Annotated in this window: 19 protein-coding genes; 15 read left to right on the plus strand and 4 right to left on the minus strand. The window is 63.2% G+C overall.

Going from position 1 to position 19266, the window contains the following annotated elements:
- Positions 1-91: 91 nt before the first annotated feature.
- Positions 92-838: a helix-turn-helix transcriptional regulator gene (locus PCS43_RS01075; protein WP_076948451.1), complete on the minus strand. Its 747-nt coding sequence runs from the start codon at positions 836-838 to the stop codon at positions 92-94.
- 130 nt (positions 839-968) lie between these two features.
- On the opposite strand from PCS43_RS01075, the gene mptB reads away from it, so the two are divergent.
- The 5 genes from mptB (at position 969) to PCS43_RS01100 (ending at position 7075) form a co-directional block, all read left to right on the plus strand.
- A complete protein-coding gene (gene mptB, locus PCS43_RS01080) occupies positions 969-2723 on the plus strand; it encodes a polyprenol phosphomannose-dependent alpha 1,6 mannosyltransferase MptB (protein ID WP_209908622.1) in 1755 nt (584 codons plus the stop codon).
- Positions 2720-3661 (plus strand): ABC transporter ATP-binding protein, encoded by a 942-nt coding sequence (locus PCS43_RS01085; protein ID WP_209908618.1) that lies wholly within the window; start codon positions 2720-2722, stop codon positions 3659-3661. Before mptB ends, PCS43_RS01085 begins: the two co-directional genes overlap by 4 nt.
- A 14-nt stretch (positions 3662-3675) precedes the next feature.
- Positions 3676-4512 carry an ABC transporter permease gene (locus tag PCS43_RS01090; protein WP_371684328.1) on the plus strand — a complete coding sequence of 279 codons (837 nt, stop codon included), beginning with the start codon at positions 3676-3678 and terminating at the stop codon, positions 4510-4512.
- A gap of 47 nt (positions 4513-4559) precedes the next feature.
- A complete protein-coding gene (locus tag PCS43_RS01095) occupies positions 4560-5954 on the plus strand; it encodes a hypothetical protein (RefSeq protein ID WP_218960187.1) in 1395 nt (464 codons plus the stop codon).
- A 146-nt stretch (positions 5955-6100) separates the two neighbouring features.
- Positions 6101-7075, plus strand: a complete 975-nt coding sequence (locus PCS43_RS01100) for a COX15/CtaA family protein (RefSeq protein ID WP_021332987.1) — start codon at positions 6101-6103, stop codon at positions 7073-7075.
- A 63-nt stretch (positions 7076-7138) separates the two neighbouring features.
- On the opposite strand, the gene PCS43_RS01105 is transcribed toward PCS43_RS01100, so the two are convergent.
- On the minus strand, positions 7139-7501 hold the full coding sequence (locus PCS43_RS01105; protein WP_003945032.1) for a hypothetical protein: 363 nt from the start codon (positions 7499-7501) through the stop codon (positions 7139-7141).
- Between the two features lie 83 nt (positions 7502-7584).
- Between PCS43_RS01105 and PCS43_RS01110 the strand changes: the two genes are divergently transcribed.
- Positions 7585-8550: a quinone oxidoreductase family protein gene (locus PCS43_RS01110; protein WP_047270394.1), complete on the plus strand. Its 966-nt coding sequence runs from the start codon at positions 7585-7587 to the stop codon at positions 8548-8550.
- 56 nt (positions 8551-8606) lie between these two features.
- Here PCS43_RS01110 and PCS43_RS01115 read toward each other — a convergent pair whose 3' ends face one another.
- Positions 8607-9590: a heme o synthase gene (locus PCS43_RS01115; RefSeq protein ID WP_003944994.1), complete on the minus strand. Its 984-nt coding sequence runs from the start codon at positions 9588-9590 to the stop codon at positions 8607-8609.
- Between the two features lie 201 nt (positions 9591-9791).
- On the opposite strand from PCS43_RS01115, the gene tkt reads away from it, so the two are divergent.
- The 6 genes from tkt to PCS43_RS01145 all read left to right on the plus strand — a co-directional run bounded on the left by tkt (position 9792) and on the right by PCS43_RS01145 (position 17490).
- Complete coding sequence (gene tkt / locus PCS43_RS01120) at positions 9792-11894, plus strand: transketolase (RefSeq protein WP_003944976.1); 2103 nt, start codon at positions 9792-9794, stop codon at positions 11892-11894.
- Positions 11895-11899: 5 nt separating this feature from the next.
- Entirely contained in the window at positions 11900-13024 is a 1125-nt protein-coding gene (tal, locus tag PCS43_RS01125) for a transaldolase (protein ID WP_209908615.1), read from the plus strand.
- Between the two features lie 4 nt (positions 13025-13028).
- Complete coding sequence (zwf, locus tag PCS43_RS01130) at positions 13029-14573, plus strand: glucose-6-phosphate dehydrogenase (RefSeq protein WP_003944956.1); 1545 nt, start codon at positions 13029-13031, stop codon at positions 14571-14573.
- Positions 14573-15481, plus strand: coding sequence for a glucose-6-phosphate dehydrogenase assembly protein OpcA (gene opcA / locus PCS43_RS01135; RefSeq protein WP_003944921.1), 909 nt, complete (start codon positions 14573-14575; stop codon positions 15479-15481). The genes zwf and opcA overlap by 1 nt, the downstream gene beginning before the upstream one ends.
- Positions 15474-16214 carry a 6-phosphogluconolactonase gene (gene pgl, locus PCS43_RS01140; RefSeq protein ID WP_042919814.1) on the plus strand — a complete coding sequence of 247 codons (741 nt, stop codon included), beginning with the start codon at positions 15474-15476 and terminating at the stop codon, positions 16212-16214. Before opcA ends, pgl begins: the two co-directional genes overlap by 8 nt.
- Before the next feature lie 352 nt (positions 16215-16566).
- On the plus strand, positions 16567-17490 hold the full coding sequence (locus PCS43_RS01145; protein ID WP_007727945.1) for an SDR family oxidoreductase: 924 nt from the start codon (positions 16567-16569) through the stop codon (positions 17488-17490).
- 10 nt (positions 17491-17500) lie between these two features.
- On the opposite strand, the gene PCS43_RS01150 is transcribed toward PCS43_RS01145, so the two are convergent.
- Positions 17501-17629 (minus strand): hypothetical protein, encoded by a 129-nt coding sequence (locus PCS43_RS01150; protein WP_257226963.1) that lies wholly within the window; start codon positions 17627-17629, stop codon positions 17501-17503.
- A 67-nt stretch (positions 17630-17696) separates the two neighbouring features.
- Between PCS43_RS01150 and PCS43_RS01155 the strand changes: the two genes are divergently transcribed.
- From PCS43_RS01155 to PCS43_RS01165, 3 genes are read left to right on the plus strand one after another with little or no spacing between them, the layout of a single operon-like run.
- The gene (locus PCS43_RS01155; protein ID WP_030536407.1) at positions 17697-18041 is read left to right on the plus strand and encodes an iron chaperone; all 345 of its coding nucleotides are present in this window, start codon (positions 17697-17699) and stop codon (positions 18039-18041) included.
- A gap of 32 nt (positions 18042-18073) precedes the next feature.
- Complete coding sequence (locus PCS43_RS01160; RefSeq protein ID WP_003944997.1) at positions 18074-18796, plus strand: AAA family ATPase; 723 nt, start codon at positions 18074-18076, stop codon at positions 18794-18796.
- A gap of 27 nt (positions 18797-18823) precedes the next feature.
- Complete coding sequence (locus tag PCS43_RS01165) at positions 18824-19144, plus strand: TfoX/Sxy family protein (protein WP_003944891.1); 321 nt, start codon at positions 18824-18826, stop codon at positions 19142-19144.
- Positions 19145-19266: the final 122 nt, after the last annotated feature.

Genomic DNA, 19266 nt, shown 5'->3' on the forward strand with positions numbered 1-19266 from the left:
GGTCGAGCAGTTCTGACTTTGAAGAACTAGCTGAAAAATCTCTATTCGAACGCTGCACGGTGGCAACGCTCTGTAAAACACTCTGGTCCGGTCATCTACTCCCGGTGGACACGAGGGGAACGTGCGTCGTGCAGGCGCAGTCACCGTTGGCGATGGTCGCCAGACGCTGAACATGAGTCCCGAGCAATTGCCGGAATGCTTGCTGCTCTGCCTCGCACAGTTCCGGAAACTCTTCTGCCACATGGGAAACCGGGCAATGGTGTTGGCAGATCTGCACGCCGTTGCCGACCGGCCGGGTCGACGCTGCGAACCCCACCGCGTTGAAGGCTTCGGCGATTGCGTCCGCTGTCGCCTCGACGTTGTCGACATCTGTCGGATCAGCCGGTTCGACGTCTCCGACGATCGCCTGAACCCGACGCTTGGCGAACTCCTCGATTGCCGCGTCTCCGCCGATTTCACGGAGTTGCCGCATCGCGGCTCCCGCCAGATCGTCGTAGGTGTGGCCGAGGCGGCCTCGGCCGGTCGCGGTGATCTGGAACTGCTTGGCGGGACGACCTCGTCCACGCTGACGCAGCGACGCCGCCGAAGCGGTTCGGGCTTCGCCGGACTCGATCAAAGCGTCCAAGTGACGTCGGACACCTGCGGCACTCAAACCGAGGCGCGTGCCGATTTCGGAGGCGGTAATGGGGCCTTCTTCGAGTAGCAGCTTGACCACTGCGGCCCGGGTCTGGCCTTCGACGCTCACCGTCACCGGATTTGCGGCAGCACTAGGCGAGGTCGCTACAGTGGGCTGACCTGCAACTTCCTTGCTTCGAGGGTCTGACGCATTTCTTTTCACAACACAAGTGTGACGGAATTCTTTTCGCAGGTCTACTAAGGGCAACCTGCATTACATTCGGGAATATCCGGACAACGTACGTTGTTTGTGCTTGTCTGTCCGGCTGGATGGAGCCGCTACGCTGCCTGGTGTGCCGCAGACCCCCGAGAAGACGACGACCGCGCGATCGGCGCGCGCGATCCTGCTGGAAAAACCCAAGGCACTCGCGCTTTCCACAATCGGCGTTCGACCTTTCGGATCCGCTCCCCGGCAGAGTATGGCCGCGGTGCTGCACGGCGACGAGGACGAGCGCCCGGGCCTGAACGCGAAGGAAACCGCACAACTGCGAGGGATTCGCCGATTCGGCGCAACCGGCGCGGTCTTGATGGCAGTCGGAGCGCTCGGCGCCGGCGCACAACCCGTCCTGCAGAATCCGACCGCAGGACTTCGAGTCCTCAGCCTTCCCGGACGTATGCCGACGGTCTCACTCACCATGACGATGACCGGAACCGTGCTCGTCGTTCTGGCCTGGCTGATGATGGGCCGATTTGCAGTCGGGGACATACGCAGCCGTTCCGGCGCACCGCGGCGCATGACCCGTTCCCAGTTGGACCGCACACTCCTGCTGTGGATCCTGCCGCTCTCGGTCGCACCGCCGATGTTCAGCCGCGACGTCTACTCGTATCTGGCTCAAAGCGAAATCGCGGCCCGTGGACTCGATCCGTACGCCATCGGCCCCAAGGCGGCACTGGGCGTCGACCACGTTCTCACCCGCACGGTTCCGACGATCTGGCGCGACACCCCGGCTCCGTACGGACCGTTCTTCCTGTGGCTGGGACGCGGGATCAGCTCACTGACCGGCGACAACATCGTGGCCGGAATCTTCTTGCACCGCTTGCTCGCATTGGCCGGCGTCGCGCTCATCGTGTGGGCGATACCGCGACTGGCCAAGCGATGCGGTGTCTCTGCCGTCAGTTCGCTCTGGCTCGGTGCCGCGAACCCGCTGTTGCTCTTCCACTTGGTGGCCGGCATCCACAACGAAGCACTCATGCTCGGGTTGATGCTCGCCGGAATCGAGATCGCTCTTCGCGCAGTCGAAGGGTCCGGGCCCATCCGTGGGCGAGCGCTGTTCTATCTCGTTGCGGGATCAGGTTTGATCGCCTTGTCGTCGACCGTCAAAATTCCGTCCTTGCTTGCACTGGGATTTGTCGGCATGGCTTTGGCCCGGCGTTGGGGTGGAACCTGGAAAGCCCTGGCGGGAGCCGCGATTCTCCTGGGCATCGTTGCCGCTGTCGTCACGTTTGTCATCAGCGTGGCCAGTGGGCTCGGTATGGGTTGGATCAACACCCTCGACACCGCCACGGCAGTCCGGAGTTGGATGTCCATCCCGACGCTCCTGGGCGTCGGCACGGGATTGGCAGGCGTACTGCTCGGACTCGGCGATCACACGACGGCGATCCTCACGATCACGCGGCCCATCGCAACTCTCGTCGCCATGCTCGTCACCGCACGGATGATGATCTCGGTGTACATGGGCCGCATACACCCGGTCGGTGGACTCGGTATCGCACTCGGAGCGATCGTTCTCCTGTTCCCCGTCGTTCAGCCGTGGTACCTGCTGTGGGCGATCCTTCCGTTGGCGGCGTGGGCCACCGCACCGATTTTCCGCATCCCTGCCGTCGTCTTCACCTCGATCGTCAGCGTCATGTTGATGTCCAACGGCGCCGAATACCTTCCGTTCATGATCGTGCAGGCCGTCATCGCGACCATCCTCACCGCCGGAACGCTCATCGTCTTCACCCGCAGTTCACTCCCCTGGCGTAGCGACAAGCCAGTAGCGGAGATCACGAAAGGCGGACCGGTAGACGAAGACAACTCGGCGGGGGCTTACGCTGATTCCCCGTGACCTCGAGAGCCTCCAGATCGTCGACGCCGGCGGTACAGATCCAGGGTGTCGTCAAGTCCTTCGACGGTGTTCGAGCCGTCGACGGTATCGATCTCACTGTCGAGACGGCCCAGGTCGTTGCCCTGCTCGGCCCCAACGGAGCCGGTAAGACGACCACCGTCGAAATGTGCGAAGGTTTTGTCACCCCCGATGCCGGCACGGTTCGAGTGCTCGGTCTCGACCCCATCGCCGACTCCGGTGAAGTCCGCTCGCGAATCGGCGTCATGCTGCAGGGCGGCGGCGCGTACCCCGGGTCCAAGGCCGGGGAAATGCTCGACCTTGTGGCCGCATACTCGGCCGACCCGCTCGATCCCGCCTGGCTCCTTTCCAAACTCGGCCTCACCGATGCGCGCAAGACCCCGTACCGCCGCCTCTCCGGAGGCCAGCAGCAACGACTGTCACTGGCGTGCGCGCTGGTCGGCCGTCCCGAATTGGTATTTCTGGACGAACCCACCGCCGGCCTCGACGCTCAGGCACGTCTACTCGTGTGGGAACTCATCGACGCTCTGCGACGCGACGGCGTGAGCGTCCTGCTCACCACACACCTCATGGACGAGGCCGAAGCGCTCGCCGACGAACTGGTCATCATCGACCACGGCAAGATCGTCGCGTCGGGAACGCCGGCGGAGGTCACCAGCAAGGGCGCCGAAGGACAACTCCGTCTGACGACGGTTCCCGGTTTGAGCCTCGATTCGCTGGCCGGTTCACTCGCCGGGTTCCGCATCGAGGAATCCAACCCCGGCACCTATGTCGTCGAAGGTGCAATCGATCCGGCAACCGTGGCGACTGTCGCAACGTGGTTTGCCGATCAGGACGTGCTGATCAACGACATTCGCGTCGATCAACGGAGTCTGGAAGACGTCTTCCTCGAATTGACGGGCCGGGAACTGAGGGGATGACGGAGATCAAGGTCATGAACGAAACAGCGTCGAACGGCCAGAGCAGTCCCATCAGCGTTGCCAGAGACCGACGGCTCGCCGAGAACCGCTTCGAGCCAGGCACCTTCTCGCCGGATCCCCGCCCCAATTCGGCGGCCAAGATGCTGGCGGCGCAGACCAAACTGGAGCTGACTCTTCTGCTCCGCAACGGTGAGCAATTGCTGCTCACCATGTTCATCCCGATCACCCTGCTCATCGGACTGTGTCTACTTCCGATCGGCGATTTGGGCGATTCTCGGGTCGATACCGTGCTCCCTGGTGTCATGATGGTTGCCGTGATGTCGACGGCGTTCACCGGACAGGCCATCGCCGTCGGATTCGACCGCCGATACGGCGCGCTCAAGCGACTCGGTGCAACGCCGCTACCGCGGTGGGGAATCATCGCAGGCAAGAGCGCTGCCGTCATCATCGTCGTGGCTCTGCAGTCACTCTTGCTCGGCGCTATCGGTTTGGCGTTGGGATGGCGTCCGTCATTCGTCGAACTTGTACTCGGCGCAGTGGTCATTGCCATCGGTACTGTCACATTTGCAGCGCTTGGCCTACTGCTCGGCGGTACTTTGCGAGCAGAGATCGTTCTCGCTCTCGCCAACATCCTGTGGTTCATCATGGTGGGCATCGGCAGTGTGGTCTTCGCCAGTGGTGAACTTCCGACCGCCGTCCACACGCTGGTCCGCATTGTTCCGTCCGGCGCTCTCGCACACGCACTCGAAGCGGCCCTCGACACCTCGATGGACTGGTTCTCGATTCTCGTACTTCTCATCTGGGCCGCAGTGGCCGGAGTCTGCGCAGCAAGGTGGTTCAAGTTCACGTGAGTACACGACGGACAGCTCAGATCGTCGGCTGTGTGGCCGCAACAGTCATGTTGTGTGCCGGACCCGCAACGGCGACCCCTTCGGTGTCCGGTCCCCTCGCACCTGCAAATCCGTACCTCGGTCCCGTCGGTACTTCCACCATGCACGGTGACGCGGGCTCGTCCGACGTCACGCCGCTGCCTGGTCCAGGAACCGGCCCACACGAGGTGACAGCTTTCCCGATGATGGCCGCCTGCCCGACGGTCCTCCAGGGTTCCGACGGCATGGTCGTCTCGCTCTGCACGACGATGATCGGCCAGATCCCGACCATCCATTTGATCGATCCGAAGGCCGACGCCACGCCGTTGGGTAGATCCGTAGCACAACTGCCGCTCGCGAAGGGCAGTCTGCTCGGCGGCGTCTACGCCTACCTCGACAACGAGAACCGTCTCGTAGCCGTCGACGGAAACCGTCAACTGGTCCGCATTTCCCATGCGCAGAATCCGGACGGCAGTTGGCGGCTGGAACTCGCGGAGGTCATCGATCTCAGTGGTGCGGTTGCCGCCGACGACAACGTCACCGGCCTCGCTCCGGACTGGGACGGCAATGTCTGGTTCGCCACCGGGCACGGCACCGTCGGGTATGTCGGCGCGGATCGAATCGCGCACAGCATTGCGCTCCCCGAAGGTGAACAGGTGCAGAACAGCATCTCCACCTCCCCGACGGGCACTGCTGTCGCAACTACCCACGCGCTCTACCAACTGAAGCGAAATGGCGACGAGGTCGTCATCGACTGGCGTCAGCCGTACGACCGCGGGCCGGCCCGTAATCCGGGTCAGCTCAGCTGGGGAACCGGATCGACGCCGACATACTTCGGCCCGTCGACGGGCAGCGATTTCTTGACCATCGTCGACAACGCCCACCCGACAGTGAGCTTGCATGTCTATCGCGCTGACACGGGCGCCGAGGTGTGCACGCAGCCGGTGTTGTCCGCTGCCAGCCAGGACGGCTCACCGAGCGGCAGCGAGAACTCCCCCGTCGGCATCGGTCATTCCGTCTACGTCGCCGGCACTTACGGATACCCGTACCCCACGACTCCTGAAGGTGCCGGTCCAGCGGTCCCCGCCACGGCACCCTTCAACGGCGGAATGACCCGCGTCGACATCGATCCGGTCGGCTGCCATGTCGTGTGGGACAACACGATTCGCAGCTCCGCGGTACCTCACCTCTCGACGGCTGACGGCTCGATTTACACGGTGACACGGGACGGTGCTCCGAACACCTCTCCGCTGGACGGTTACTCCTTCGCGGTGATCGACTCGAAGGACGGGTCTCAGATCGGTTCGACTCCGTTGCCGTCGACGATCCTCAACGACACCCTTCAGATGTCTGCACTCATCACCGAGTCGGGCGAGTACTTCCAGGGAACGATCTCGGGAATCGTGCGAGTTCGCGCGAACTGACGCGAGCTGCCCCCACGGCTGCGCAGTTCTGGTCTCGACGAGTCGGGGCAGGCGCGGAGCGAGCTGGCCCCAACGACGCGGGGCAGGCGCGGAGCGAGCTGGCCCCAACGACACTGTGTAGTTGATGGGGAACTACGATCGTTGGCGTGGTGAATCGTGTGTATGCCGGATTTTTACGCTTGGTGGATCGACTACCTCTCCCCTCGCTGAAAACGCAGAAAATCATCGCGTTCATCGTGATCCTGACGCAGGGCGGCATCGCTGTCACCGGCGCGGTGGTGCGCGTGACGGACTCGGGGCTCGGTTGCCCGACGTGGCCGCAGTGCTTCCCCGGTAGCTTCGTCCCGGTCGGCCACGGACAGGTCGCGGTGATTCACCAAGCCGTCGAGTTCGGCAACCGCCTGCTGACCTTCCTGGTCGTCATCGTCGCCGCTGCGATCGTGCTTGCGGTGACTCGCGCTCGCCGACGCAAAGAGGTGCTTGTCTACGCCTGGATGATGCCGCTCGGCACTGTCGTTCAGGCAGTGATCGGCGGTATCACCGTCCTCACAGGCTTGCTGTGGTGGACGGTCGCCATTCACCTGGTTGCGTCGATGCTGATGGTCTGGGTTGCCACGGTGATGTACGCGAAGATCGCGGAACCCGACGAAGCAACAACTCTGGTCGTGATGCCGAAGCCGTTGCGCTGGCTTACCGCGCTGTCAGGTGTCGCGCTCGCCGGCGTTTTGGTCGCTGGAACTCTCGTAACGGGCGCAGGCCCGCACGCCGGCGACAAGGGACTGGACCGGACGGTGCCTCGCCTGGAGATCGAGATCGTGACGCTCGTCCATCTGCACTCACAGCTTCTGGTCGGATATCTCGCGCTGGTCGTGGGTCTGACCTTCGGCCTGTATGCGGTCGGGACATCCGCAGCCGTGAAGATCCGTCTGAAGGTCCTGCTGGGACTGATCCTCGCGCAGTCGCTCATCGGTGTCGTGCAGTACTTCACCGATGTGCCGGAAGTTCTGGTGATCATGCACGTCGCCGGTGCAGGACTGTGCACGGCTGCGACCGCAGCAGTTTGGGCTGCGGGTAAGACCCGCCAGTACACGCCGACCAATTCGCCGATACCAGCTGTCTGACGCTTCAAGACACGTGTGGGGCGTAGGAACACCAAAAGGTGTTCCTACGCCCCACACGTCATTTCAGGATTCGTTGCGAGCTTTCGGGAACCGAGTCTGGTTGGCGACCCAACCGGCCATCTTCTTGAAATGGCCTTCCTGCGGGGTGACGATGCTCGTCAGTTCGCGCTCCCACTCGGCAACGGTGACGTTGTCGAAGGACGCAACGACGGCATTGGCCGTGGCGAGGTCCTCGACGACCTGATCACCGAGGATGCCGTCGGCACCTACGAGGGTGATGCGAACGCCGGCCAGGCCGACCGGCTGGATGACGGCGCTGGCGGAGCCGCCGTGCTCGGCGACGAACTTGGTGATGGCGTTCACCGTGGACTTCGGCAGTTCCGGCGCGGACGGGGTGGCGTCCGACTTCTCGGTATCGGTGCTCATGACTCGACAATACTGGTCGGTAGCCCGGAAGCGACACCAGGCATGGACTGAGCGTCGGCCGCCTCGGGTGTAGAACAGAAACCATGCGAGCCATCTACGTGACCGAGACCGGCGGACCAGAGGTGCTGACTCTGACCGAACAACCCGAACCGACACCGGGCCCAGGCGATCTACTCGTCAAGACCGAAGCGATCGGCATCAATTTCATCGACACGTACTTCCGAATGGGCCAGTACAAGCGTCCGCTCCCCTACATTCCCGGCGACGAGGGCAGCGGTGTCGTCGAAGCTGTCGGTTCCGAGGTCAACGAATTCGCCGTGGGCGACCGGGTCGCGTGGGCCGCTGCCACTGGCAGCTATGCCGAGAAGGTGGCTGTTCCCGCCGCAGTCGCCGTGAAAGTGCCTGACGGTGTCCCGGCATCGGCCGCGGCGTCGGCGCTCCTGCAGGGGATGACAGCGCACTACCTCGCGAAGTCGACGTATCCGATCCAGAGCGGCGACACCGTGCTCGTGCACGCAGGCGCGGGCGGCGTCGGGTTGATCCTGACGCAGATGGCCGTCAGCCTCGGGGCGAAGGTCATCACGACTGTGTCATCGGATGCAAAGGAAGAACTCTCGCGTGGCGCGGGCGCCGCGGAGGTCCTGCGGTACGACGAGGACATCGCAGCGCGAGTCCGGGAGTTGACCGGCGGCGAAGGAGTAGCGGCGGCATACGACGGCGTCGGTGCGACAACTTTTGATTCGAGCTTGGCTTCCGTGCGCATCCGCGGCACGGTCGCTTTGTTCGGTGCGGCCAGTGGACCGGTTCCGCCTGTCGATCCGCAGCGGCTCAATTCGTCGGGTTCGCTGTTCCTGACGCGTCCGACGCTCGCGCATCACATTCGCACTCGAGAGGAACTGACCTGGCGTGCCGGCGATGTCTTCGACGCCATTGCGGACGGGAAACTCGATATTCGCGTCGGCGCCGAGTATCCCCTCGCCGATGCGGCAACAGCGCATCGGGATCTGGAAGGTCGAGCAACGACCGGGTCGATCGTTCTGATTCCCTAGCGAAGTGCTGTGCGCCTTTATTAACCGCCCGCGGTTAATAAAGGCGCACAGCAGAATCAGCTGAGCATGTCGCTGATCGTCTGGAGTCCGAGAACCGAGTCGACGGCGAGGCCGACGAACACGATCGCAAGATAGTTGTTGGACTGCAGGAACAAGCGTAGCGGTTTGACCTGAGCACCACCGCGAACGCTGCGGTACAGCTGATGTGCCATGAGCAGGAACCACGCACCGGCAACGATGGTGATGGCGGCGTAGATGACTCCCGATGCGGGCACGAGGACAAGCGTCGTGACGACCATTGCCCAGCTGTAGAACAGAATCTGCTTGGTGACGTGCTCTTCGGTGGCGATCACCGGAAGCATGGGAACACCGGCAGCTTTGTAGTCCTCTTTGTATCGCATCGCCAGCGCCCAGGTGTGCGGCGGCGTCCAGAAGAAGATGATCAGGAACAGCACGACGGGCTGCCAGCTCAGCGACCCGGTGACAGCGGCCCAGCCCACGAGGACGGGCATACATCCGGCTGCGCCACCCCAGATGACGTTCTGCCAGGTACGACGCTTGAGAACCATCGTGTAGATGAGGACGTAGAACGCGATCGTGATCACGACGAGGATGCCGGCTAGGAGGTTGGCTCGCCACCACAGCCACAGGAACGACGCGAGTCCGAGAAGGAGCCCGAAGACGAGCGCGTTGCGCGTCGGCACCGCCTCGCGGGCCAGCGGACGCTTCGCCGTGCGCTTCATGACCTTGTCGATGTCGGCGTCGACGACGCAGTTGAGCGAGTTCGCACTCGCCGCGCCCATCCAGCCACCGAAGAGGGTGCTGAGGATCAGAACGATGTCGACCGTTCCGCGATCGGCCAGCAGCATTGCCGGAATGGTTGCCACCAACAGCAATTCGATCACTCGCGGCTTCGTGAGCGCGATATAAGCCAGAACCTTGCCCGTTGCGCGACCCCACACCGTATCGGTATTGGTCGCCCGCGGGGCGGCACCTGGGCTGCCGAAGCCATGTCCGCTCGGCTGTTGCCCTGTCCGCACGTTCTCTCCTTGCACCACGCGTTACCGCACTAACTCTTCACGACACACTGCTGACACTGTTCTCTACTACGAACGATGGTAGACCGCAGCCATTGAGGAACCGAATCGACCCGGACAGCCAGGACCATTAGGCTGGGTTACGCAGTGGAGGGACACCCCACCCTCGCAATCCACGTACACCATGTCAGGAGACATCTGCCAGTGTCGATCACAGACGAGATCCACGTCCTCACGCAACCCGTCCACCCCTCGGACTGGACCGACCTGGACACCAAGGCTGTCGATACCGCCCGCGTGCTCGCCGCCGACGCGGTTCAGAAGGTCGGCAACGGCCATCCCGGAACTGCAATGAGCTTGGCGCCGTTGGCATACACCCTCTTCCAGCGCGTCATGCGCCACGATCCTTCGGATGCAGAATGGGTCGGCCGTGACCGCTTCGTTCTCTCCTGTGGCCATTCATCCTTGACGCTGTACACCCAGCTCTACCTGTCGGGCTACGGCCTCGAGCTCGCTGACCTCGAAGCTCTCCGCACGTGGGGCGCACTGACCCCCGGCCACCCCGAGGTCGGCCACACCGTCGGCGTTGAGATGACCACCGGTCCGCTGGGCCAGGGCCTTGCGTCCGCAGTCGGTATGGCGATGGCTGCGCGTCGTGAGCGCGGACTGTTCGATCCGGAGACCCCGGTCGGCTCCTCCCCCTTCGACCATCACATCTACGTGATCGCGTCCGACGGTGACATCGAAGAAGGCGTCACGTCCGAGGCCTCGTCCCTCGCCGGGGTCCAGGAACTGGGCAACCTCATCGTCTTCTACGACGACAACAAGATCTCCATCGAGCACGACACCACCATCGCTCTCGGCGAAGACGTCGGAAAGCGATACGAGGCGTACGGCTGGCACGTTCAGCACGTCGAAGGTGGCGAGAACGTCTCCGGCATCCTCGACGCGGTTGCCGCGGCCAAGGCCGTCGTCGATCGTCCGTCCATCATCTTGCTCCGCACCATCATCGGTTTCCCGGCTCCGAAGAAGATGAACACCGGCGACGTCCACGGCTCCGCTCTCGGTGCCGACGAAGTTGCAGCGGTCAAGGAAGCCCTCGGCTTCGATCCGGCCAAGTCCTTCGACGTCGACGCCGACGCTCTGGCTCACGCCCGTGAGGTCGTCTCCCGCGGCGCCGACGCACGCAAGGCATGGCAGGTCGAGTTCGACGCGTGGGCTGCACGTGAGACCGAGCGCAAGGAACTCTTCGACCGCCTGTTCGCCGGTGAGTTCCCCGCCGGCTGGGCCGACGCTCTCCCGACCTACGAGGCCGACGCCAAGGGCGTTGCGACTCGCAAGGCCTCCGGTTCGGCACTCAACGCGCTCGGACCGATCCTGCCCGAGCTGTGGGGCGGCTCCGCCGACCTCGCCGGCAGCAACAACACCACCATCAAGGGCGCAGATTCGTTCGGCCCGTTCTCCATCTCCACCAACGACTGGAATGCGCAGCCTTACGGCCGCACGCTCCACTTCGGCATCCGCGAGCACGCGATGGGCTCGATCCTCAACGGCATCGCGCTTCACGGACCCACCCGCCCGTACGGCGGAACCTTCATGGTCTTCTCCGACTACATGCGTCCGGCGGTTCGCCTGGCCGCACTGATGAAGACTGCCGTCACCTACGTCTGGACCCACGACTCCATCGGTCTCGGCGAAGACGGCCCGACCCACCAGCCGGTCGAGCACCTCGCTGCTCTTCGTGCGATCCCGAACCTCGCCGTCGTCCGCCCGGGTGACGCCAACGAGACCTCTTTCGCATGGCAGGCAGCACTCGAGAACAAGACGGGCCCGACGGCTCTGGCACTCACGCGCCAGGACATCCCGGTTCTCGAAGGCACCAAGGAGAAGGCTGCCGAGGGTGTCAAGCGCGGCGCTTACGTCCTCGTCGACGCAGCCAACGGTTCGCCCGAGGTCATCTTGCTGGCGACCGGTTCCGAACTGCATCTGGCCACCGAGGCTCGCGAAACCCTCGAAGCTCAGGGCGTCGCAACCCGCGTCGTTTCCGTGCCGTGCCTCGATTGGTTCCTCGAGCAGGATCAGGCGTACCGCGACGAGGTCATTCCGCCCGCCGTGCGCGCGCGTGTGTCCGTCGAAGCCGGCATCGCGATGCCGTGGTGGCGCATCCTCGGCGACGCCGGTCAGGCCGTCTCGCTCGAGCACTACGGCGCTTCCGCCGATTACAAGACCTTGTTCCGGGAGTTCGGCATCACTGCCGACGCGACTGTCGAAGCCGCGCAGCGCTCCCTCGCAGCTGTGAAGGGATGATCTCGATGACACAGAACGTGAATACCGAAAAGCTCTCCGCTGCAGGCGTTTCCATCTGGCTCGACGACCTCTCGCGGGATCGCATCCAGTCCGGCAACCTGCAGAACCTCATCGACACGAAGTCGATCGTGGGTGTCACGACCAACCCGTCGATCTTCCAGGCGGCACTGTCCAAGGGATCGGCGTACGACGCTCAGGTCCGTGAGCTCGCACAGCGCGGCGCCGATGTCGACGCCACCATCACCGCGGTGACCACCGACGACGTGCGTGCTGCGTGCGACATCCTGGCTCCGCAGTTCGAGGCGTCGAACGGCGTCGACGGCCGCGTGTCCATCGAAGTCGATCCTCGCCTGGCTCACGACACCGACGCCACCGTCGCGCAGGCGATCGAGCTGCAGAAGATCGTCGATCGTCCGAACGTCCTGATCAAGATTCCCGCGACGCTGGCAGGCATTCCCGCCATCGCCAAGGTGATCGGTGAGGGCATCAGCGTCAACGTCACCTTGATCTTCTCGGTCGAGCGCTACGAGGCAGTCATGGGCGCATACCTGGAAGGTCTGGACACCGCCAAGGCTGCCGGCCGCGACATCTCGTCCATCGAGTCGGTCGCCTCGTTCTTCGTCTCCCGCGTGGATTCCGAGATCGACAACCGCCTCACGGCAATCGGCACGCCGGAAGCCCTCGAGCTTCGTGGCAAGGCTGCACTCGCAAACGCACGTCTGGCGTACAACGCGTACCAGCAGATCTTCGAGGTGCAGCCGCGCTTCCAGGCTCTTCTGGCCGACGGCGCCAAGGCTCAGCGTCCGCTGTGGGCGTCGACCGGCGTGAAGAACCCGGATTACCCCGACACGCTCTACGTCACCGAGTTGGTTGCGCCGAACACGGTCAACACCATGCCGGAGAAGACGCTCGACGCTCTCGCCGACCACGGCGAGATCACCGGCGACACGATCTCGGGCACCGCTCAGGAGTCACAGGCGGTCTTCGATCAGCTCGCTGCAGTCGGCATCGATCTTGCGGACGTGTTCAAGGTCCTCGAGACAGAGGGCGTCGACAAGTTCGAGGTGTCCTGGAACGAGTTGCTCGACGCAACCGCCGAGCAGCTCCGCGCAGCAACCCAGAAGAGCTGAGCCTGTGAGCGATTCCGCGGCGGCATCAGATTGGGTGAATCCCCTTCGGGACAGCACCGACAAACGGCTTCCGCACATTGCGGGGCCCTGCGCCCTGGTGATTTTCGGTGTTACCGGCGACCTTGCCAGGCGCAAGCTCATGCCCGCCATCTACGACCTCGCCAACCGTGGACTGTTGCCGCCCGGATTCGCTCTGGTCGGGTTCGCCCGGCGTGACTGGACGGACGAGGACTTCGCGAACGTCGTCCTCGAGGCAGTCAAGGACGGCGCTCGCACCAAGTTCCGTCAGGACGTCTGGGAGAGGCTCGCCGAAGGTATCCGGTTCGTGGAGGGCAGTTTCGACGAGGCCGAGGCCTTCCAGAACCTGTCCGACACGTTGGCCACGCTCGACAACGAACGTGGTATCGGCGGCAATCACGGTTTCTACCTTGCGATTCCGCCCAACGCGTTTCCTCAGGTGCTCGAGCAACTGTCGGCGTCGGGCCTCGCGCAGGCCGAGGACGGTCAGTGGCGACGAGTCGTCATCGAGAAGCCGTTCGGCCACGACCTCGAGAGCGCTCGCGAACTGAACGCCGTCGTCAACAAGGTGTTCCCCGAGGACACGGTCTTCCGTATCGACCACTACCTCGGTAAGGAAACCGTCCAGAACATTCTGGCTCTGCGCTTCGCGAACCAGTTGTTCGATCCGATCTGGAACGCGCACTACGTCGACCACGTTCAGATCACGATGGCCGAGGACATCGGCCTCGGTGGACGCGCGGGGTACTACGACGGCATCGGCGCGGCCCGTGACGTGATCCAGAACCACCTGCTGCAGTTGCTCGCGTTCACGGCGATGGAAGAACCCATCAGCTTCGAGCCGCTCAATCTGCAGGCGGAGAAGATCAAGGTCCTCTCGGCTACTCGCCTTGCCGAGCCCCTCGACGAGACCACCGCCCGCGGCCAGTACGCGGGCGGCTGGCAGGGTGGGCTGCCGGTGGTCGGGCTCCTCGAAGAAGACGGCTTCGCAGCGGACTCCATCACGGAGACCTTTGCCGCCATCACCCTCGAGGTCGACACCCGCCGCTGGGCGGGTGTGCCGTTCTACCTGCGCACGGGCAAACGACTCGGACGCCGTGTCACCGAGATCGCGGTGGTGTTCAAACGTGCACCGCACCTACCGTTCGACAAGACGATGACCGAAGACCTCGGCCAGAACGCTCTGGTCATCCGCGTGCAGCCCGACGAGGGCGTCACCATGCGGTTCGGCTCGAAGGTTCCCGGATCGAGCATGGAAGTCCGTGACGTCAACATGGACTTCTCGTACGGCCAGGCTTTCACCGAGTCGTCTCCGGAGGCGTACGAGCGGCTCATTCTCGACGTGTTGCTCGGCGAGCCGTCTCTGTTCCCGGTGAATGCCGAAGTCGAATTGTCTTGGGAGATCCTCGATCCCGTCCTCGAGCACTGGGCTGCCGGCGGTAAGCCGGAACCCTACGAGGCCGGAACGTGGGGACCACCGTCTGCGGACGAAATGATGCAACGCACCGGACGCGAATGGAGGCGACCCTAGTGATTCTCGATTTGCCGTCCACCACCACGGTCCAGGTCAGCAAGAAACTGGTCGAGGTACGTAAGACCGGCGGCGCTGTCACCTTGGGACGAGTGTTGACGCTCGTCGTCTGCACCAGGGACACCGGGAATGCCGAGGAAGCCATCGAGGCCGCCAACGAAGCAAGCCGCGAGCACCCATGCCGCGTCATCGTGCTTCTGCGTGGCGACGAGCAGAGTGAGCCCAGGCTCGATGCTCAGATCCGTGTCGGCGGGGACGCCGGCGCCTCGGAGGTTGTCGTGTTGCGTCTCTACGGTCCGCTTGCGGATCACGAGAGCAGCGTCGTCATCCCGTTCCTGCTCCCCGATACACCGGTAGTCGCGTGGTGGCCCCTCGAGGCACCCGAGATTCCGGCCAAGGATCCCGTCGGGAAGCTCGCGATACGGCGCATCACCGATGCCACCGGCGCCCCCGATCCGACCGCCACCATCAAGGGGCGACTCGCGTCGTACACCGCCGGCGATACCGATCTCGCCTGGAGTCGCGTCACCTACTGGCGCGCGCTCCTCGCGTCGGCTCTCGATCAGCCGCCGCACGAGAAGATCACCTCAGCGGTGGTCTCCGGTCTCAAAACCGAACCGGCACTGGATATTCTCGCCGGTTGGTTGGCGGCCAAGATCGACGGTCCGGTCATTCGACGTACGGGTGAGCTGACGGTCGAGTTGAAGCTCGAGACCCGCAGTATCTCCATCAGTCGTCCGCAGGAGGGCACGACCGCTACGTTGATCCGCACCGGTCAGCCTGACGCGCTGGTTTCTCTGGGTCGTCGAGAGACACGCGATTGCCTCGCCGAGGAATTGCGTCGGCTCGATCCGGACGAGATCTACGAAGAAGCTCTGGCCGGATTGGAGAAGGTGACCTATGAGTGATGTTGTCGTGGAGAAGTTTTCCGACGCCGGCCAACTTGTCGGCGCTGCCGCCGCACGCCTGGTCACGACCATCGTCGATGCCCAGAAGGCTCGCGGGTTTGCGTCCATCGTGCTGACTGGCGGTGGAACCGGCATCGCACTTCTCGAGAAGTTGCGTGAAGCTCCCGGCGACATCGACTGGTCGCAGATCGATCTGTACTGGGGCGACGAACGGTTCCTGCCGTCCGGCGATCCCGAGCGGAACGAAGTGCAAGCACGTGAGGCGCTTCTCGATCATGTGCCGGTCGATCCCGACAGGGTACATGCGATGGCCGCATCCGACGGTATCTACGACGGTGATCCACACGGGGCGGCGACGGCGTACGAACAACTGCTGGGCGCTCAGGCACACGGGAATCAGGTTCCGACGTTCGACGTGCACCTGCTCGGTATGGGCGGCGAAGGACACGTCAACTCGTTGTTCCCGCATACCGACGCTGTTCGCGAAGAAGCGCGTTTCGTAGTCGCGGTGACGGACTCCCCCAAGCCGCCACCGGTGCGGATCACCCTCACGTTGCCTGCTGTTCGGCGAGCCAAGGAGGTCTGGCTGCTCGTCTCGGGTGCTGCAAAGGCCGAGGCCGTTGCCAAAGCCGTCGGAGGTGCTTCGGCCGACGACTGGCCGTCCGCCGGCGCCACCGGTTTGGTTGCGACACGTTGGTTCCTCGATTCGGACGCTGCCTCGCAGCTTCCCTGATCTGATTTCACAGATCTGATTTCACAGATCTGATTTCACAGATCTGATTTCACACCGGTCGGGAATCGTCTTCGGGCGATTCCCGGCTTGGTGGTACGTCGACGACTTCCTCACCGTGGCGACTTTCGACTACCCGCCGAGTCCGGATCCGATGCGAATTTCCTTTTGACGGAACGGAACTCAATCCCGAGATCCCGTTTCTCCAACCAGCACTGCGCCCCACACAACGATCCATCTCTCCCCTACCTCCTTCATCCGAGTGATTACTACCTTGGACGCCGCGAAGTAAGGTTCGGTTCCGCAGATCGCGTTCACTCTTGAACGAAGCAATCCAGGCGAGAACAATCGAACAATGTCGTGGACACCGAATCCGGACGCACTTCGCGGGCGAGTGGCTGTAGTTGCCGGGGCGACGAGGGGCGCCGGACGCGGAATCGCCGCGGCCTTGGGCGAGGCCGGTGCAACCGTCATCTGCACTGGCCGGAGCACATCTGCCGGAATTCTTCAGTCGGACTATCCGCGCGGAGAGACCATCGAAGAGACGGCAGAGCTGGTCACCGAGCTGGGCGGCGTCGGCGTGCCGATTGCCGTCGATCATCTCAAGAGCAAACAAGTGGCTGATCTCGCCGAACGCTTGCGAATCGACTATCACCATATCGACATCTTGGTCAACGACATCTGGGGCGCGGAATTACTCAAGGGTGGGCCGGCGGAGTGGAACACGCCGGTATGGGAACACGATCTGGACAAGGGGTTTCACATCTTGCGTCTGGCGATCGACACCCACATCACCACGTCGCACCACCTCCTGCCGCTCATGACTGATCGGCCAGGCGGACTGGTCGCCGAAATAACCGATGGCACTACCGAATACAACGCATCGAACTATCGCATCTCGGTGTTCTACGACTTGGCCAAGGTGTCCGTGAACAGGCTCGCATTTTCGCAAGGCCACGAACTTGCCCCGTTCGGCTGTACTGCCGTCGCCATCACTCCCGGGTTCCTGCGATCGGAGATGATGCTCGAGAATTTTGGTGTCGGCGAATCGAATTGGCGTGACGCTTTGTTGCCGGAGCGGGATGGTCCGACTGCGCCCGCGGATTTCGCACGCTCCGAGTCACCAAGATTCATCGGACGTGCGATCGCGGCCATCGCTGCCGATCCGAATCGACAGCGATGGAATCAGCGATCGGTCAGTTCAGGCGAACTCGGAACGGAATACGGGTTCACCGACGCGGACGGCAGCCGCCCCGATTTCTGGCATTACCAACGCTGAACGTGACTAGTCAACGATCTTCCGACGAGCCGTCTACCTCGCGGTAAGACCACCCCCGCAGAAAGCGCCTTGCGTTGGCCAGGTAGGCGCGCAGATGCGTGAGCATGCCGGCGAACTCCCAAGGTTCCAGATTTTTCATACCTAATGGTCTCATTTGTCCCCCAAGTCGCCGCAATTGGGAGTCGGAGCGCGATTATGATCCGCGCATGGCCGAATTCGCGACGATCAACGAATACATCGCTTCGTTTCCCACCGACGTGCAACCAGCCCTCGAGAGTATCCGCGAGACGATTCACAACACGGTTCCAGGCCTCGATGAGACCATCAGCTATCAGATGCCGACCATGACGGTGCACGGAAAGAACCTGATTCACTTCGCAGGCTGGAAAAACCACATCTCGATGTACCCGCTCCCGGCGGGTGACGCCGAGTTCGAGAAGTCCGTCGACCCTTACCGGGCTGCGAAATCAACGGTGAAGTTCCCGCTGAACAAACCGATCCCTCTCGATCTCGTGGCTCAGATCGTCGAATTGCTCGCGCAGCGCCACTAACGTCCGTTCTCGTCGGAGCCTTGTGAGAACGTATGGCCGTGCAGAGACAACCCATCCGCCGCATCAAGGCCGGGCCATCGTCGGGCGCCGACGTAGGCAGCTGGCCGATGACGGTGCCTGCAGTCGCGCAGATCGTTCAGCACGGTCTCGAGCTACCACCGGGTGTCACCATTCTGGTCGGCGAAAACGGAGCGGGAAAGTCGACCGTCATCGAAATTATTGCCGCCGTTCTCGGTCTCAACGCCGAAGGCGGGTCGACCAATACGCGGCATCAGACTCGATCGAGTGAACCGGGCGGCCTCGACCTTGTGCTCGAGCGGAGTCCCGGAGCATCGAAGTGGGCGTACTACCTCCGAGACGAAACCCTGCACGGTTTGTACACGTACTTGGAGGACAACCCCAATCCCAAGCGACCTGAACCGCTTTACCATCACCTCTCCCACGGTGAGGCGCTGCTCGAGATCCTGTCGTCGAGGACCTCCGACGGCGGCTTCTATCTCATCGACGAACCCGATGCCGCACTCTCCTTCCAGGGGACCCTGACACTGGCCGCGCTGCTCGGCGAGCTGGTGGAATCCGGCGCGCAGGCGGTGATCGCGACGCACTCGCCGATCATCGCGGCGCTGCCGAACGCCAACCTGCTCGAGATCGGCGAATGGGGAATCCGAGCTTCGAGCTGGGAGGACCTCGATCTGGTGTCGAACTGGCAGCGGTTCCTTCACGACCCGCACACGTACCTGCGCCATCTGATCTAACCTGGAACTCCACCCCAGGAGGCCTCCATGGCATACGACAAAGCGCTGGCTGAGCGTATCCGCGATGCGCTCTCGGGCGAGGACGACGTCGAGGAAGTAAAGATGTTCGGTGGGCTGAGCTTCATGGTGAACGGGAAGCTGGCCGCCAGTGCGAACTCACACGGCAACATCATGGTTCGGTGTGACCCCGATCGAGTCGACGAGCTTCTGACGCACAAGGGTGCAAGCTGGCCCGAGATGCGGGGTAAGCCGATGAGCAAGGGATGGATCGTCGTCGACCGAACCGGGACGAGTTCGAACGTCGAATTCAACGCGTGGATCAAGGAAGCTCTGGACTTCGTTCACTGACAGCTGGGGTGCGTTGCCGAAGATATCTGACGAGACTGGTGTGGCCGCGGGCTCTCGCGTCGGTGAGAGACTAAACCGTGCCCGATCGACCTGAGATTGTCTGTATCTGCGGCTCTGCGCGA

The organism is Rhodococcus sp. C-2 (assembly GCF_027854095.1).
Lineage (GTDB): Bacteria > Actinomycetota > Actinomycetes > Mycobacteriales > Mycobacteriaceae > Rhodococcus_F > Rhodococcus_F qingshengii.